Genomic DNA, 13,809 nt, shown 5'->3' on the forward strand with positions numbered 1-13,809 from the left:
GCGCTGATCCGGTCGACAGCGAGGGCTGCGGGATCAAGGCGCTTGCCGTCGGCGATCCCTGCTGCAGGGGCGCGATCGTCGAGGGCGCGGCGGCGGATGGCTTCATGCATACTGCGGTATCGCCCCTGTCCGGGAACGCTCGTCGCATGATCGATCCGCGCTCGCTGCGATTGTCCGACCTGCATGGTCTTGCGCGGCTGGGCGTGGATGCGACGTCCGGCCTGGCCGATGTGGTCGAGGCGATGCATGCCGCCATCGCGCGCCCCGACCTGGGCCTGCGCGATGCAGCCGCAACGCACACCGCCGGAATCACCGGACTGGTCTATCGCAGCATCCGTGGCGTGACCCGCCTGACCGGTGCCGGGCTGGATGCCGTGTTGTCCCGGCAGGATCTTGAATACGAACGTACGTCGGCAGAACGCGAGGCGGTCATCGCCGCGTTGAATGGCGTGCTGGGCGATCACCTCGCGGCCACGGCCAACCCGCTCGCCATTCCCATGCGCCTGCACCATGCGGGACAGCCGCCGGCGCTGGACACGGCGGCGCTGTCGCAGGCGTGCCCGGCGGCCAGCGGCAAGCTGCTCGTGCTCGTGCATGGGCTGTGCATGAACGATCTGCAGTGGACGCGCGGTGGTCACGACCACGGTGCGATGCTGGGCGAGGCGCTGGGCTGCACGCCGCTGTACCTGCATTACAACACCGGCCTGTCGATCGTGGACAACGGGCTGCGCTTCGACGCGTTGCTGGAGGCGCTGCACGCCGCGTGGCCCGTGCCGATCGACGACATCACGCTGATCGGCCACAGCATGGGCGGACTGGTGGCGCGCAGTGCCTGCCAGCATGCCGCGCGCCTGCAGCGGCGCTGGCTGGGTGCGTTGCGGCATCTGGTGTGCATGGGTTCGCCGCATCATGGCGCGCCGCTGGAACGCGGCGGACGCTGGATTGATGTCCTGCTCGGCGCGACGCCGTTCGCTTCACCACTCGCACGCGTGGGGCAATTGCGCAGCGCCGGCATCACCGATCTGCGTCACGGCATCGCATGGACACCAGGCGAGCAGGCGGCACCTTTGCCGCGCGGCGTGCGCTGCTACGCCATGGCGGCCACCACGGCCAGCCGACGCAGCGCGCTGCATGATCGCTGGATCGGCGATGGCCTGGTGCCGGTCGCCAGTGCGCTCGGCCATCATCCGGACCCGGCGCGCGCCATCGGATTCGCGAAACGACGGCAGTGGATCGGGTATGGCATGCACCATCTCGATCTGCTCGACCATCCCGATGTCGCGGACCGGCTGCTGCGCTGGCTGCGGGCGGAGACCTGATCGCAGCGCGACGAACGTCGTGCAGCGCTTGTCTACTCAGGGATGCGACCGCTGGTCCAGCGCGTGGTGGATCAGCACCACGCATTGCGATGCGAACAGCATGGTCGGCCCCAGCGAGATCTTCTTCGCACCCATGCGTTCCAAACCGGGGATGACCTTCTTCGGCATCGGGATGTGGTCGGTGAGCAGGAAGCAGGGTTTGTCGGCGAACACCTGCTCGCCGATCGGCGTGCCCTTGCGATCCATCAGGAACAGCTGGTGATCATCCTGCGCCAGCGTCTGCACCAGCCGCTCGAAGCTCAGCGTCTGCACGGTCACGCCCGATTCCACCGGTCGCGTCTCTTCCTTGGCCATGCCGCGAGACACATCCAGCGCCTTGGCCACCTTGGTGAGCAGAGAGCGCTCGTCGAAGCCGCCGATCTCGTGCATCGCATTGATGTCGAAGCGGATCGTGCGCGAGAAATCCCGCGTGCTTTCCAGCACCAGGTAGACGACGACGTCGGGACGATGCGACTGCGCGACGAACAGCGCGTTCATCAGCGTGTGCGCCAGGATCTCGGTATGCGCGTCGCCGCCCACCGAGGCCCACAGCGCCTGGCTGTCGGTCGGCGCCGCGCGCGCCCTGAGTACGAAAGTCCGCATGTCCGTGGTGTCCGTTGCATGATCCCTCCGGCACCGAGCGTGCCGGGCGATCATTGTCGCGCGAATCGCGGCGGCGCGCCCGGCCTGTGCCGGGCCGGCGTCAGGACGAATCGCCCCCGACCCGGCGCACGCGCTCGCGGTAGTCCGAGACGTTGTCGCCTTCGATGCGCGTGCGCTGCGTACCTTTGACCTCGTCGACCTTCTGGTCGTGGCCGGTGACCGGTTTTGCGTCGACCTTGGTCTCGCGTTCGAATGCATGCGATTTGTCGGTGTTGCGGTAGTACCGGTACAGCGCCCAGTACAGCGCGGTCGCGCCGGCCGGGCCGGACAGCAACAGCCAGAGTCCGCCGTCGTCGCTCATGAGGAACCTGCCAGGATCGCGATCGCGATGCTTTCGATGATGGTGCCGGTGGTCAGCGCGGCCAGCAGCAGCTTCCATTGCTGCACGGGCACGCTGCCCATGGTTTCGCCGGTGCGGCCGTTCACCGCGATGTAGTGCAGCATGCCGCCGTTGGCGCCGGGCTGGTGGTAGGAATACAGCCAGACCGGCAGGTACATCGACACCCAGCGCGTGCCGTGGACATCGAGGCTTTCCTGCTCCCAGCGTACGCCGCGATCGTAGCGCCGCACGGAGGCGTGCACCTGCGCGCGGGCGATCGACAGCAGCTGGTCTTCCAGTCTGGGCTGGAGCTGCGCGACGTTGCTGTTGCGCTTCTCCGAGGTGAAGCCCGACAGGTAGGACGCATTCCACTTCACCGCGTTCTTGGTGTCGAACGGCAGGATCGTGTTGATGATGTTGTTGGTGTTGACCCGGGTGTCGAGGTTGCCGCGTTCGGTGGAGGATTCCAGCGGCAGGTCGTCGACGGTGAAGTCCACCTGGCGTTCGACCTCGTAGATGTCGGCGTCGTAGTAGGTCTTCTTGTTGTTGTCGGTGCCGCGCGTGTACTCGCGGGTCTTGATTTCGCCATGGCCGGCGACACTGGCGCTGGCGTTGCCGTCGACGATCATGTACGGCAGGTACACGCCGACGACGTTCTCGGGCGTGAACTGTTCCTTGAATTCCTTCAGCGCGAACAAGCGGCGCTTGTCGACGAACTGGCGGATGCGCGCGACCGCATCGTCCTTCTTGATGCGGAAGGGCAGCACCGCATCGGGCACCGCGCCGTTGGGCACCTGTTCGTTCACGCCGAAGACGTGGCGGCACCAGTGGCAGCGCGCGGTCATCGCGCTTTCGGTGTTGACCGTGACCTCGGCGCCGCAGCCGCTGCACTTGAAGCTCATCAGCACGGCGGCGTCGGCGGCGATGTCGCGCGCGCCGGAGGCGACGACCGTCCCCCTGAGCTGGTCGATGCCTTCGCCGAAGCCGAACAGTTCCTCGACCCGTTCGCCCACCCATTCGTGGCGACAGTAGAGGCAGACCAGCATTTCCGTGCCCGGCTTGTGGCGGATGTCGGTCGCGCCGCACTTCGGGCAGCGGTTCATGCCGTCGGCGAGTTCGGGCGACGCGGTGTCGATGGCGACCGGATCGGGCGCTTCGAGTTCCTCGCGGATCGCGTCGGGCAGCTTCGAGGTGTCGATCGGATGCGTGCCGGGCATGGGCGGGACGTCCCGGGGCGAACCCGGGCCGTCCACGGTCCTCGGCGGCAGCGGTGGCGGCAGCTTCTGGTCGGACATGGTCGGCGGGCCCGGGGCTTACAGGCCCAGCGCCTTGGCCTTCAGCGCGTCGTAGTCTTCCTGCGTGATCAGGCCGAGGTCGAGCATCTCCTTGGCCTTCTTCAGCTTGGCGACCGGATCGTCGGCCGCAGGCGCGGGCGGCGCCACCGGCTGCTGCAGGCCACCGACACCCATCATCCCGGTCGCCATGCCGATGCCCATCAGGCCTGCGGCACCGCCGTTCTCGCCGGCGGACTGGATGCCCTGCGCGACGCTGGCCTGCAGGTTCGAGTTGCCGCGCGCGCCGGACAGCGCGTCCGCGCGCTGCACGGTCTTGAGCAGTTCGCGGGTGTTGGCGTCGTATTCGATCGAAACGATGGTGGTCTTGACGATCGCCAGGCCGCGATCGGACCGCCACTGGTAGGCCTGCTCTACCGCGTCGGACAGGCTCTTGGCGAAGCCGACCGAGTCCTGCTGGATCTTGGTGATGCGGTTGCCCTTGCTCGGATCGTTCGTGTACAGGCTGAACGCCGGGGCGAGCGAGCCGACCACTTCGTTGAACAACTGGCTGGCGGCGGCGTTGTCGAGGTCGGTGAAATCGAACACGGCGCCCGGGCGCAGGTACGTGGCCGGCACGAAGTTCTTCACGAACAGGATCGGGTCGACGATCTTCAGCGTGTACGAGCCGCGCGTGACCGCGCCGACCTGGGTGTTGAGGAAGCCGTCGTCCCAGTAGATTTCGGACTGCGTGCCGAAGCGGTTGTCCGGCAGCTCCTTCAGCGAGACGAAGAAGGCCGCCTGCTGCGAGCCCGGCTGGCCGCCGAACTTGAAGCGCTCCCAGCTCTGCATGATCAGCGGGCTGACGATGCCGTCGCCGGCGAAGATCGACTGCGAGTTGATGTCGTCCGAGCGCCACTCGTAGCCGCCGGCCTCGGCGACGAAACCGGTGATCTTGCCGTCCTGGAACAGCAGCAGGCCGTAGCCCTCGGGCACGACGATCTTCGAGCCGTTGCTGATGATGTTGGAGGAGCCACTGGTGTTGGACCCGCGCCCGGCGTTGGTGCCCTGCGGCACCGCCGCGAACAGCGCCGCCGTCGAGGGCAGGCCGGCCGGCACCGTGTAGAAGTCCTTCCACTGGTCCGCGAGCATGCCGCCGACCGCACCCGTCACCGCCTTGATCAGACCCATCGTCGTTCTCCGAGATTCCCGGCCGGGCGCGATGCCCTGCCATGCCGAGGACTATAACGGCTGGAACGGTGCATTCGGGACAGGCGGGCGCGGGGTGTGTCGCAAGTCAGGGTGACGGGTGGGCCAGTGGCATGACCGGGAAGCGCATGGCCGTACCGCAGCGGCCGCGTTGCTATCATCGCCGGATGGCCAAGCTCCTCCTCAATCTGCGCAACGTGCCCGACGACGAAGCCGACGACGTGCGCGCCTTCCTCGACGAACACGGCATCGCCTGGTACGAAACCGCGCAGGGGTTCTGGAACATCTCGCTGGCCGGGATATGGATCCGCGAGGACGGGGATGTCCCGGAAGCCAAGCGCCTGATGGCCGAGTACCAGGCGCAGCGCGGCGCACGGGTCCGCGCGGAGAACGAGGCTGCACGGCGCGAGGGCACGGCGGAGACCTTCTGGATGGTGCTGCGAACACAACCGCTCCGCGTGCTGCTGGCCGTGCTCGGCATCCTGTTCGCGCTGGCGCTGGTGATCCTGCCGGTGGTGCTGATCAGTCGATAGCCAGGCGCGAGCGGAACGCGACCAAGTGCAGGCTTAGCCGAAGGCGCGCATCGCCACGACGCCGGCGACGATTACCGCGACTGCGCCGATGCCTGCCCAGACCCAGCGTGATGCGCGTCCGGAGGTTGCGGGCGCCGAAGCTGCAGCCACGGGTTGCGGCGTGGCGGCCGGGGGCGCGGCGGGCGACTCGATGTCGCTGCCGCGGGTCAGCATGTCCAGCACTCGCGCCACGGTGTCCGCGTCGAAGCGGTAGGGGTCGAAGGCCTGCTGGCCGATATCGTGGAGCAGGGCTTTCATCTCCGCGTCCAGCGGCACGTACTTCATGGTCCAGGCCGAGAAGCGGGTGCGGTCGATGCTGCGCCTGGACAGCAGCTTGAGATCGGTGTGGCGGGGATCGCGAAGCAGCGCCGCATACAGACGGTCCACATCGGCGGCGCGGCCTTCCAGGCACTGGAAGAAGCAGCCGTCGCCGAAATAGAGCGCACCGACCAGGCCGCGTCGTGCGTTGTTGACCCGCGACTGGGCCAGGATGCGCGCGACGCTGGGTTCGATGCCGAGCTCGGCGGGCATCGTCGTGAAGGTCGAGCGGCTGACGTAAACGATCTGGACCAGGTCCGACACGGTGTTCTCCCTCATGGATGGATGTGCGCGTGTCCATGGCGCAGGGACCGGTCGGCCCCGCCTGCGTGCCACGCGCAGTGCATACGCGGGGGCGATGGCGGCGGATGCAGGATGCCGGGAGGAGAGGCCGGCGCGTTTGCCGACGTTGTCGCGAAGGATGGCCTGCGCCTGCACCGTCTTGCGCCGTGCCGCTGCGCTTCAGCCGTGCACGGCTTCCTCGATCTTCGCGATGTCGATCTTGCCCATGGTCATCATCGCCTCGAAGGCGCGCTTCGCAGCGACGCGGTCCGGGCTGGTGTAGGCGGCGGTGAGCACGCGCGGCGTGATCTGCCACGACAGGCCCCACTTGTCCCGGCACCAGCCGCAGGCGCTGGCTTCGCCGCCGTTGTCGATGATGGCGTGCCACAGGCGGTCGGTCTCGGCTTGGTCGTCGGTCGCGATCTGGAACGAGAAGGCCATCGTGTGCGGCACGCCGGGACCGCCGTTCATGCCGATGCAGGCAATGCCGAGCACGGTGAATTCGACGGTCAGCACATCGCCTTCCTTGCCGGCCGGGTAGTCGGCGGGTGCGCGGTGGATGGCCTTCACCTCGCTGTCCGGAAAGGTGGCGGCGTAGAACGTGGCGGCATCGAGGGCGGTGCCGTCGTACCAGAGGCAGAGGGTGTTCTTCGGGATCATGGTGAGGCTCCTGGGTCGGGATCATGCGGACCGGGAGGTCCGCCTGCATGACATGACGGACGAGGAGGCCCCGGATCGACAGCCTCTGCGGTGCGTTCGGCTGCCCGCGTCCTCCGGTCGCCCGGTTAGAATGCCGCATGAAAACCCCCGCTGCGCTGCAGGCGCTGATAGACGATGGCGTGATCGACGAGGTGCTGCGCCCGCTCAAGAGCGGCAAGGAAGCGGCGGTGTACGTGGTCCGTTCCGGCGACGACATCCGTTGTGCCAAGGTCTACAAGGACATGGCGCAGCGCAGTTTCCAGCAGCGCGTGCAGTACCAGGAAGGCCGCAAGGTGCGCGGCAGCCGCGAGGCGCGGGCGATCGGCAAAGCCACGAAATACGGGCGAAAGCAGCAGGAAACGGCGTGGAAGAACGCCGAAGTGGATGCGCTGTACCTGCTGCGCGATGCCGGCGTGCGCGTGCCCGAACCGTACGGTTACTACCACGGCGTGCTGGTGATGGCGCTGGTGACCGATGCCGACGGCTTCTCCGCGCCGAGGCTGGGCGAAGTGGCGCTGAGCCCGGAACAGGCCCGCGACTTCCACGCAGTCTTGATGCGCCAGGTCGTGCGCATGCTGTGCTGCGGGCTGATCCACGGCGACCTGTCGGCCTACAACGTGCTGGTCGGGCCGGATGGTCCGATCGTGATCGATTTCCCGCAGGTGGTCAGCGCCGCCGGCAACAACGCGGCCCGGCAGATGCTGCTGCGCGACGTGAACAACCTCACCGCCAGCCTCGGGCGCTGGGCGCCCGAACTGCTCGATACCTGGTTCGGCGAGGAGATGTGGGCCCTGTTCGAGGCCGGCGATCTGCGGCCGGACACCGTGCTGACCGGCGTGTTCGCGCATGACGAGCGCAGGGCCGATGTCGCGGGCGTCCGCGAGGCCATCGAGGAGGCGCGCCAGGAAGCCCTGATCCGCCAGCAGGGACGCGAAGCGGCGGCGCAGGATGACTGACGGTCGCGTGGGCGATCGCATCCACCGCCCGATCGCGGCTAAGCTGTCGCACCTGAAGTACGTCCGGCCGAGATCCGCCATCCCATGATCAACAACGACGTCCTGCGCAGCATCCGCTACATGCTCGACCTGAGCGACGGCAAGGTCGTCGACATCGCCAGGCTGGTCGATCCCGATTTTCCGCTGGACAAGGCCACGGTGCAGGCCTTCTTGCGCAGGGAGGACGATCCCGAGTACGTCGCCTGCAGCGATGCCGTGCTGGCGCATGTGCTCGACGGGCTGGTGATCCATCGCCGGGGGCGTAACGGCGACCAGCCGCCTCGCCCCGTGGAGAAGCGCATCACCAACAACATCGTGCTCAAGAAGCTGCGGGTCGCGTTCGAGCTGAAGGATGTCGACCTGCACGAGGTCTTTGCCGCTGCGGGTTTCCCGCTGTCCAAACCCGAGATGAGCGCGCTGTTCCGCCAGCCCGGCCATCACAACTATCGCCCCTGCGGCGACCAGCTGCTGCGCAACTTCCTCAAGGGACTCACGCTGCGCGTGCGCGGCGGCTGAGCTGGCAAGCGTCGCGCGGTCTCAGAACTTCTCGCCCACCGGCAGGTAGCGCCACGCGCCTTCCGGCATCTTCGCCAGCCCGATCCGGCCGATGCGCAGGCGGCGCATCGCCACGACCTGCAGGCCGACCTGCGCGCACATGTCGCGGATCTGTCCGGGCTCCACGCGCTTGATCGCGAAGCGCAGGCGGAATTCGTTCTGCCAGCTCACCTTGCACGGCGGCAGTTCGCGCCCCCGGTAGCTCAGGCCGTGGTTGAGCCGGCGCAGGCCGTACGGCGCGATCTCGCCCGCGACCTCGACGATGTACTCCTGCTCGATCTGGTCCGCATCCTCGGTGAGGCGACGCCAGACGCGGCCGTCCTGGCTCAGGACGATCAGGCCGCTCGCCTCCGCATCCAGCGGCACCAGCGGCGTGAGCCGGTGGAAATGCCGCTGCAGCAGGCGCAGGCCGGTCGGATCGGCGTCCCAGCGCGTGTGTGCGGTGGCCAGCGAGGCCACGGGGCTGCCGGGGCGGAAGGCGTCGAAACCGGCCGGCTTGTGCAGCAGCAGCGTCGCCGGCTCGGGCGTTTCCAGAACCGCGTCCGGATCGAGTTCGATGCGCTCGTCCGTCACTGGATGCTGCGGCGATTCGACGACCTTGCCGTCCACCGAGACCCAGCCACCTTCGATGTAGGCGTCGGCATCGGCGCGCGAGCAGCCGAGGAGTTCGGTGACGCGTCTGGAGAGTCGGGTGGTCGTGGACATCGGGGGCTCGGTCGGAAGGGGGATTGAATCGATTCGCATCACGGGAGGGGAACGTGTTTCCAGTCCGGCGCGGGTTCCGTGGCGATGCCATGGTGTTGCAGGATGACGCGCATGTAGCTCATTTCGTCCTGGGTCGAGGACAGGGCTTGCCGACTCGCCGTCTCGTCGGCCTGTATGGCCTGATCGTCCGACAGCACCCGCCATTCATGCATCAGCCATCCCGCCTGCCTGCGGCGTTCCTCGGCGGCGGCGCGTTCGCAGGGCGTGTCGCTGGCGCGGACCAGGAGGGCCAATCCCATCATGTGCGCGATGAGCGTGTCCGAATCGTCCGCCAGCAGGTGGCCGAGCTGCTGGCAGTCGGTGCGGCGCTCCGGCGCGCTGACCAGCGCGTCGCCGCGGCAGGCGTCGATCGTGTCGATGAAGCGCGGCAGTTGCAGCATCGCCATCGCCATGCTCGATGCGTAGCTGTACAGGGTGGGGACATCGCCTCCGAACAGTACCGCAGCGCGGTTCGCGCCGGGCGGGTGGCGTTCGAAGGCATCGATCACCGCAAGCAGCAGCGCGTTGTAGTGCAGGTCGAAGCGGGACGCCGTGGGTGAGCGTATTGGCAGGGCGGAAGCGCGCGGCCTCTCCGTTTCGGCTGCGAACATGAGCGGCACCACGTTGCCCGGTTCGATGCGTGCCCATTGCGCGTGCAGTGCGGCGAGCCGCATGGTGTCCGAAGTCGAGAAGCGACGGTTGAGCAGCATGTGCACCAGCGGGTCGTCCGGGCCTTCGCGCGTGGCGCGCTGGACCCACGCGGCGAGTCGGGTGTCCTTGTCCAGGGACGGCAGCGAGTCGCCAGTCTCGTACAGCGTGCCGCTGATCGACATCGCGCGCAGGTGCGCCGCGATCGCGAGATCGCGGGCGCTACCGTCTTCCGCAAGCCGGTCCGCGAGCCAGGCATGGTAGTCGCGGCTGGTGCGCGACCTTTCCGCATCGCGTTCAGCCTCGCGCGCTTCGCAATCGGCCCGCCGGGGCGCGTCCACGCTTGCGCATGGTGTGTCGGTGGTTTCCGGCCAGGCCGCGATGTCGCCTGGATGCTGGGCCCTGCACGGCAGCGGCAGCGCGAGCATCGCCACGAACGCGAACCAGGCGGCATGCCATCCCGGGGTGGCGACGCCCGATGACCAGGACGAGCGCGTCGGCGTGAGATCGATCATGCGGGCTCTGCGAGGGCGTGCGGGAGACACATCTTAAGCGCGGATGGCCCTTGCCCGGCCTGATGCGGCGTGTTCCGCCGATCCGGGGAGGGGCGGTGCACGAGCGGCGGATGTAGGAAAATAGCCCGTCTTCCTCCTCCGGCCGTTTCCCATGCTCTGGCTCCGCGTGGCCTCGCTGTTCCTGTTGGTCGTGCTCAACACCCTGGTCCATGCCCTGCCGTTGCTGCTGGTGGCGCTGTTCAAGGCGCTGCTGCCCTTCGCGCGCCTGCGCCTGGCCATGAACAAGGTCCTGACTGGCCTGGCGGAGCGCTGGATCGCGGTGAACAGCGGAATGATCGACCGGTTCACGCGCACGCGGTTCCAGGTCGAGTTGCCGTCGACCCTGCAGGCGGACGGGCATTACCTCGTGCTGGCCAACCACCAGAGCTGGGTGGACATCGTCGTCCTGCAGAAGATCTTCAACCGGCGCGTGCCGTTCATGCGTTTCTTCCTGAAGCGCCAGCTGATCTGGGTGCCGGTGCTGGGCCTGGCGTGGTGGGCGCTGGATTTCCCGTTCATGGGCCGCTATTCGCGCAAAGAGATCGCGAAGAACCCCGAGCTGGGGCGTCGCGACATGGAGGTGACGCGGCGCGCCTGCGAGAAGTTCCGCAGCATCCCGGTGTCGGTGATGAACTTCGTCGAGGGCACGCGTTTCACGCCCGCGAAGCACGCGGGGCAGCAGTCGCCGTATCGTCACCTGCTCAAGCCGAAGTCCGGCGGCGTGGCCTTCGTCATCGACGCGATGGGCGACACCCTGCGCGCGGTGCTGGACGTGACGATCGTGTATCCGGGCGGGCGACCGACGATGGTCGACCTGCTCGGTGGACGCATTCCGGAGGTCCGCATGTCGGTGCGTGAGCGAGCGATTCCGGAAGACTTGATCGGTGGCAATTACCAGGATGATCGCGCCTATCGCGCCCGGTTCCAGCAGTGGATGAACGGGTTGTGGGATGAGAAGGACGCCCGGATCGAGCAATTGCAGGGGTGAGTAAAGCGAAAGCGGGACGACGGCTGCCGCCCCGCTTGGCGATCACGCCGTCACTTCGACTGCCAGCGGCCGCTGCCGCCGGCTTCCAGCAGGCCGATGCCGCCGGAGAGGGCGTTGAATTGCCCGACGGGAAGGCCCGATTCGTTGAACCAGTTGAGCTGGAGGAGGCCGCCACCGCTCGCGGCTCCCTGCACGTGGACGCCGGTGGCGTTGCGGAAGAATGCGTCCCACGAGGTGTAGGCCGTCCACAGGAAACCGACGGCAGTGCCGAAAAAGGCCGGACCGCCCCAGATGGTGGCGTCGTATTGCCAGGGCTGCCCGTCGGGCTCGCACTTGGCCTTGCCCCAGATGGCGATATCCACGCTCGCGGTGGCGCCGATCGCAGCAGGTATCTCGCTGCTGGACATTGCGGCGAGGAACTTCTCCAGTTCCTCTGCCGGTACGCGCGCCTGGAGGGCACGCATGGTCGCTTCGCGCGCCAGCGCCCCGGCCGGGTGCAGCTCTGCACTTGAGATGACTCCGCTCATGATCTTGTTTCCTTGAGGATTGTGTGGGTATCCGCCCTGTCGCGCGGACGCGTGATCGAGCGATGTCCGGGCCGATCGGCATGCAAATGGACTGCATGCGTTGGCAATGCCTGCCTGCACGAGGTCGATCCCCGCTGAAGGTTCCGTATCATCGTTCGTCATGCGCAGCCTAAGGTGATGCTGCGTGCGGCATGGTGTCCATGCGGTGCCACTTCTCGCCCAGCGAGGCGACCTTGCGTCGTCCCGGGTCGATCAGCGGCGCACACCGAGTACGCCATCCCGCGCGGATTCGGACTTGAATCCCGATTTTTCGAGGCGTTTCGCCACCTCGCGCGGCAGGTTGCGACCGCTGGTCAGCGTGTTCGGCGTGCCGGTGCAATGGAACGATCCGACGCCGGCGTCTGCACGGACGCCGGCGTCGTCGTTTCAGACTCCTGCGATCACGGTAGCGTGTTCAAGGTCGCGCGCACCGGGCGCGAGAAGTTGAAACCGTCGCGACGATCCCAGTTGATCGACCAGGTCATCACGCCGCGATAGGTCGGATACGCCTGCTGCGGACGGATGCTCCCGCAGTTCTGCAGCCGGGTCAGGCAGTTCAGTGCATTGGCGATCGTGGCCTGCGAGGCCTGACCGCTGTTCGCCGATGACGGCCCGGACGGCAGGCCGAAGGCGACCTGGTCGGGACGCAGCCCGCGAAACATCACGCCGGTGCCGCCGTTGGTGCGGAAGCCCTCGATCAGCATCAGGCTGGCGCCGACGAGGATGTCCACCGAACCCTCCGGCAACGCGTTGGCGCTGTACGGCGAATACAGGCCGCCGTTGTTGTAGTACTGCACGTGGAGGAGGTTCAGGTCGTCGCGCAGGCCGTCGATGATCGGCAGGTAGGCGCCCCAGATGGAGCTGTAGGCGACGTAGCCGCCCTGCACGTAAGGATGCTCCGGTGCCATCGACAGGTAGAAAGATGGGCCGATGCGCGCCTTGAGCTGCTTGATCGCGGTGACCAGGTTGGCCTGCACCGGTGCGCCGTGGAGGACGCCCGCACCGCTTTCCAGATCGATGTCGAGGCCGTCGAAGCCGTAGCGGCGCATCAGCTGTTCCGCGCTGTCGACGAAGTTGGCGATATTCGTCGCGGTGTTCAGCGTGACCGTGCCGTTCTGTCCGCCCAGCGACAGCACCACTTTCTTGCCCTTCGCACGCGCAGCGGCGACGTCTGCGATGAATTGCGCTTCGGTGCCCGCCCCGGGATCGACGGTGAAGCTGATCCGACCGTTCCCGGCGTCGTCGCCGAAGGCGATCATGATCACATCGTAGTCATTGGAGATGTCGCGGATCGGGATGGTCGGACCCGAGGGGTTGGTGAAGTTGTGCCAGTAGCCGATCAGGGCATGTTTCGGCAGGGTCCCCGAACCGCCGCCATCCGGCACGCGAATGCGGAACGACGACAGTGCGTTGTCCAGATTGGACGCGGCGAGGCTGGGTGCATTCGCGGTCAGCGCGACAGTGCGACCGGCGTAGTTCGCATCGGCGAACAGATCTACGATGTAGCCGCCGGTGACCTTCACCGAGCTGACGCGGTCGTTCCAGGCAGCATCGATGGTGCCGCTGGACGCGCTCGCGCAGAAGCTCTGGCCGCCGTAGTTCTCGTTCTCGTAGAAGCAGGCGATGCCCGTGGGCGGCGGCGGGGGCGGCGGCGTGCTGCCGCAGGCGCCGAGGTCGCTGTACCAGCCGCAGCTCGAACAGTAGGTGGGTGCGGTGTTCCAGATCTGCACCCGTGCTTCGTACAGTCGGTTCTGGTAGACCATGCGGTCACCGGGTTTGTAGATCGCGGAGGCGGCCCATGCGGGCACGCCGCTGCACGACACGCTCTGGGCGTGCGCGACAGGCGCGAGGCTCGACAACAACAGCAAGGACAGCCAGAGCATTCCATTTCGAAAGCATTTCATCGGTCGTCTCCTTGGGATGGGGCAGGCGAACAGGACGCCGCCACGGCCGATGCTACTGCGCAATCTTTCGTATAAATGCTTTTTGGATCAATGACATGCATGTTGTCTGCAGATGTCGCGGCGGGTCGTCCTGCAGGGCGCGGGACGCGCATTCCATGGCCTGT

Annotated in this window: 15 protein-coding genes and 1 pseudogene; 5 read left to right on the forward strand and 11 right to left on the reverse strand. The window is 67.2% G+C overall.

Going from position 1 to position 13,809, the window contains the following annotated elements; all coding sequences use genetic code 11:
- Positions 1 to 146: 146 nt before the first annotated feature.
- Complete coding sequence (locus tag ACFQ0E_RS09885) at positions 147 to 1,319, forward strand: lipase family alpha/beta hydrolase (RefSeq protein ID WP_386823483.1); 1,173 nt, start codon at positions 147 to 149, stop codon at positions 1,317 to 1,319.
- Between the two features lie 36 nt (positions 1,320 to 1,355).
- Here ACFQ0E_RS09885 and trmY read toward each other — a convergent pair whose 3' ends face one another.
- The 4 genes from trmY to ACFQ0E_RS09905 form a co-directional block, all read right to left on the reverse strand.
- Positions 1,356 to 1,961, reverse strand: a complete 606-nt coding sequence (trmY, locus tag ACFQ0E_RS09890) for a tRNA (pseudouridine(54)-N(1))-methyltransferase TrmY (protein WP_386823484.1) — start codon at positions 1,959 to 1,961, stop codon at positions 1,356 to 1,358.
- Positions 1,962 to 2,061: 100 nt separating this feature from the next.
- Complete coding sequence (locus ACFQ0E_RS09895; RefSeq protein ID WP_386823485.1) at positions 2,062 to 2,322, reverse strand: hypothetical protein; 261 nt, start codon at positions 2,320 to 2,322, stop codon at positions 2,062 to 2,064.
- The gene (locus tag ACFQ0E_RS09900; RefSeq protein WP_386823486.1) at positions 2,319 to 3,635 is read right to left on the reverse strand and encodes a TFIIB-type zinc ribbon-containing protein; all 1,317 of its coding nucleotides are present in this window, start codon (positions 3,633 to 3,635) and stop codon (positions 2,319 to 2,321) included. The genes ACFQ0E_RS09895 and ACFQ0E_RS09900 overlap by 4 nt, the downstream gene beginning before the upstream one ends.
- Before the next feature lie 18 nt (positions 3,636 to 3,653).
- The gene (locus tag ACFQ0E_RS09905; RefSeq protein ID WP_386823487.1) at positions 3,654 to 4,802 is read right to left on the reverse strand and encodes an SPFH domain-containing protein; all 1,149 of its coding nucleotides are present in this window, start codon (positions 4,800 to 4,802) and stop codon (positions 3,654 to 3,656) included.
- A gap of 185 nt (positions 4,803 to 4,987) precedes the next feature.
- Between ACFQ0E_RS09905 and ACFQ0E_RS09910 the strand changes: the two genes are divergently transcribed.
- On the forward strand, positions 4,988 to 5,353 hold the full coding sequence (locus ACFQ0E_RS09910; protein ID WP_386823488.1) for a DUF6164 family protein: 366 nt from the start codon (positions 4,988 to 4,990) through the stop codon (positions 5,351 to 5,353).
- A gap of 33 nt (positions 5,354 to 5,386) precedes the next feature.
- Here the strand turns inward: ACFQ0E_RS09910 and ACFQ0E_RS09915 are convergent, their stop codons facing one another.
- On the reverse strand, positions 5,387 to 5,989 hold the full coding sequence (locus ACFQ0E_RS09915; protein ID WP_386823489.1) for a BLUF domain-containing protein: 603 nt from the start codon (positions 5,987 to 5,989) through the stop codon (positions 5,387 to 5,389).
- Between the two features lie 183 nt (positions 5,990 to 6,172).
- Complete coding sequence (locus tag ACFQ0E_RS09920) at positions 6,173 to 6,652, reverse strand: VOC family protein (protein WP_386823490.1); 480 nt, start codon at positions 6,650 to 6,652, stop codon at positions 6,173 to 6,175.
- 137 nt (positions 6,653 to 6,789) lie between these two features.
- Between ACFQ0E_RS09920 and ACFQ0E_RS09925 the strand changes: the two genes are divergently transcribed.
- Positions 6,790 to 7,647 carry a PA4780 family RIO1-like protein kinase gene (locus ACFQ0E_RS09925; RefSeq protein ID WP_386823491.1) on the forward strand — a complete coding sequence of 286 codons (858 nt, stop codon included), beginning with the start codon at positions 6,790 to 6,792 and terminating at the stop codon, positions 7,645 to 7,647.
- 84 nt (positions 7,648 to 7,731) lie between these two features.
- Positions 7,732 to 8,202, forward strand: a complete 471-nt coding sequence (locus ACFQ0E_RS09930) for a YehS family protein (RefSeq protein ID WP_386823492.1) — start codon at positions 7,732 to 7,734, stop codon at positions 8,200 to 8,202.
- Between the two features lie 21 nt (positions 8,203 to 8,223).
- On the opposite strand, the gene ACFQ0E_RS09935 is transcribed toward ACFQ0E_RS09930, so the two are convergent.
- A complete protein-coding gene (locus tag ACFQ0E_RS09935) occupies positions 8,224 to 8,946 on the reverse strand; it encodes an rRNA pseudouridine synthase (RefSeq protein ID WP_386823493.1) in 723 nt (240 codons plus the stop codon).
- A 38-nt stretch (positions 8,947 to 8,984) separates the two neighbouring features.
- Positions 8,985 to 10,148: a hypothetical protein gene (locus ACFQ0E_RS09940; protein ID WP_386823494.1), complete on the reverse strand. Its 1,164-nt coding sequence runs from the start codon at positions 10,146 to 10,148 to the stop codon at positions 8,985 to 8,987.
- Positions 10,149 to 10,299: 151 nt separating this feature from the next.
- On the opposite strand from ACFQ0E_RS09940, the gene ACFQ0E_RS09945 reads away from it, so the two are divergent.
- Positions 10,300 to 11,175, forward strand: a complete 876-nt coding sequence (locus ACFQ0E_RS09945) for an acyltransferase (RefSeq protein ID WP_386823495.1) — start codon at positions 10,300 to 10,302, stop codon at positions 11,173 to 11,175.
- A 50-nt stretch (positions 11,176 to 11,225) separates the two neighbouring features.
- Here the strand turns inward: ACFQ0E_RS09945 and ACFQ0E_RS09950 are convergent, their stop codons facing one another.
- From ACFQ0E_RS09950 to ACFQ0E_RS09960, 3 genes and pseudogenes are all read right to left on the reverse strand, one after another.
- Positions 11,226 to 11,702, reverse strand: a complete 477-nt coding sequence (locus tag ACFQ0E_RS09950) for a hypothetical protein (protein WP_386823496.1) — start codon at positions 11,700 to 11,702, stop codon at positions 11,226 to 11,228.
- A gap of 252 nt (positions 11,703 to 11,954) precedes the next feature.
- Positions 11,955 to 12,086, reverse strand: a pseudogene (locus ACFQ0E_RS09955) (SAM-dependent methyltransferase); the annotation flags it as partial.
- Between the two features lie 56 nt (positions 12,087 to 12,142).
- Positions 12,143 to 13,624 (reverse strand): glycosyl hydrolase family 18 protein, encoded by a 1,482-nt coding sequence (locus ACFQ0E_RS09960; RefSeq protein WP_386823497.1) that lies wholly within the window; start codon positions 13,622 to 13,624, stop codon positions 12,143 to 12,145.
- Positions 13,625 to 13,809: the final 185 nt, after the last annotated feature.

The organism is Lysobacter brunescens, from assembly GCF_042677005.1.
In the GTDB taxonomy this organism is placed as follows: domain Bacteria; phylum Pseudomonadota; class Gammaproteobacteria; order Xanthomonadales; family Xanthomonadaceae; genus Lysobacter_I; species Lysobacter_I brunescens.

Bases quoted from the DNA above. Each gene is read 5' to 3' on its own strand.
- ACFQ0E_RS09885 (WP_386823483.1), top strand. From the start codon at position 147: ATGATCGATCCGCGCTCGCTGCGATTGTCCGACCTGCATGGTCTTGCG.
- ACFQ0E_RS09960 (WP_386823497.1), bottom strand. From the start codon at position 13,624: ATGCTCTGGCTGTCCTTGCTGTTGTTGTCGAGCCTCGCGCCTGTCGCG.
- ACFQ0E_RS09905 (WP_386823487.1), bottom strand. From the start codon at position 4,802: ATGGGTCTGATCAAGGCGGTGACGGGTGCGGTCGGCGGCATGCTCGCG.
- ACFQ0E_RS09915 (WP_386823489.1), bottom strand. From the start codon at position 5,989: ATGAGGGAGAACACCGTGTCGGACCTGGTCCAGATCGTTTACGTCAGC.
- ACFQ0E_RS09925 (WP_386823491.1), top strand. From the start codon at position 6,790: ATGAAAACCCCCGCTGCGCTGCAGGCGCTGATAGACGATGGCGTGATC.
- ACFQ0E_RS09950 (WP_386823496.1), bottom strand. From the start codon at position 11,702: ATGAGCGGAGTCATCTCAAGTGCAGAGCTGCACCCGGCCGGGGCGCTG.
- trmY (WP_386823484.1), bottom strand. From the start codon at position 1,961: ATGCGGACTTTCGTACTCAGGGCGCGCGCGGCGCCGACCGACAGCCAG.
- ACFQ0E_RS09940 (WP_386823494.1), bottom strand. From the start codon at position 10,148: ATGATCGATCTCACGCCGACGCGCTCGTCCTGGTCATCGGGCGTCGCC.
- ACFQ0E_RS09945 (WP_386823495.1), top strand. From the start codon at position 10,300: ATGCTCTGGCTCCGCGTGGCCTCGCTGTTCCTGTTGGTCGTGCTCAAC.
- ACFQ0E_RS09900 (WP_386823486.1), bottom strand. From the start codon at position 3,635: ATGTCCGACCAGAAGCTGCCGCCACCGCTGCCGCCGAGGACCGTGGAC.
- ACFQ0E_RS09920 (WP_386823490.1), bottom strand. From the start codon at position 6,652: ATGATCCCGAAGAACACCCTCTGCCTCTGGTACGACGGCACCGCCCTC.
- ACFQ0E_RS09895 (WP_386823485.1), bottom strand. From the start codon at position 2,322: ATGAGCGACGACGGCGGACTCTGGCTGTTGCTGTCCGGCCCGGCCGGC.
- ACFQ0E_RS09930 (WP_386823492.1), top strand. From the start codon at position 7,732: ATGATCAACAACGACGTCCTGCGCAGCATCCGCTACATGCTCGACCTG.
- ACFQ0E_RS09935 (WP_386823493.1), bottom strand. From the start codon at position 8,946: ATGTCCACGACCACCCGACTCTCCAGACGCGTCACCGAACTCCTCGGC.
- ACFQ0E_RS09910 (WP_386823488.1), top strand. From the start codon at position 4,988: ATGGCCAAGCTCCTCCTCAATCTGCGCAACGTGCCCGACGACGAAGCC.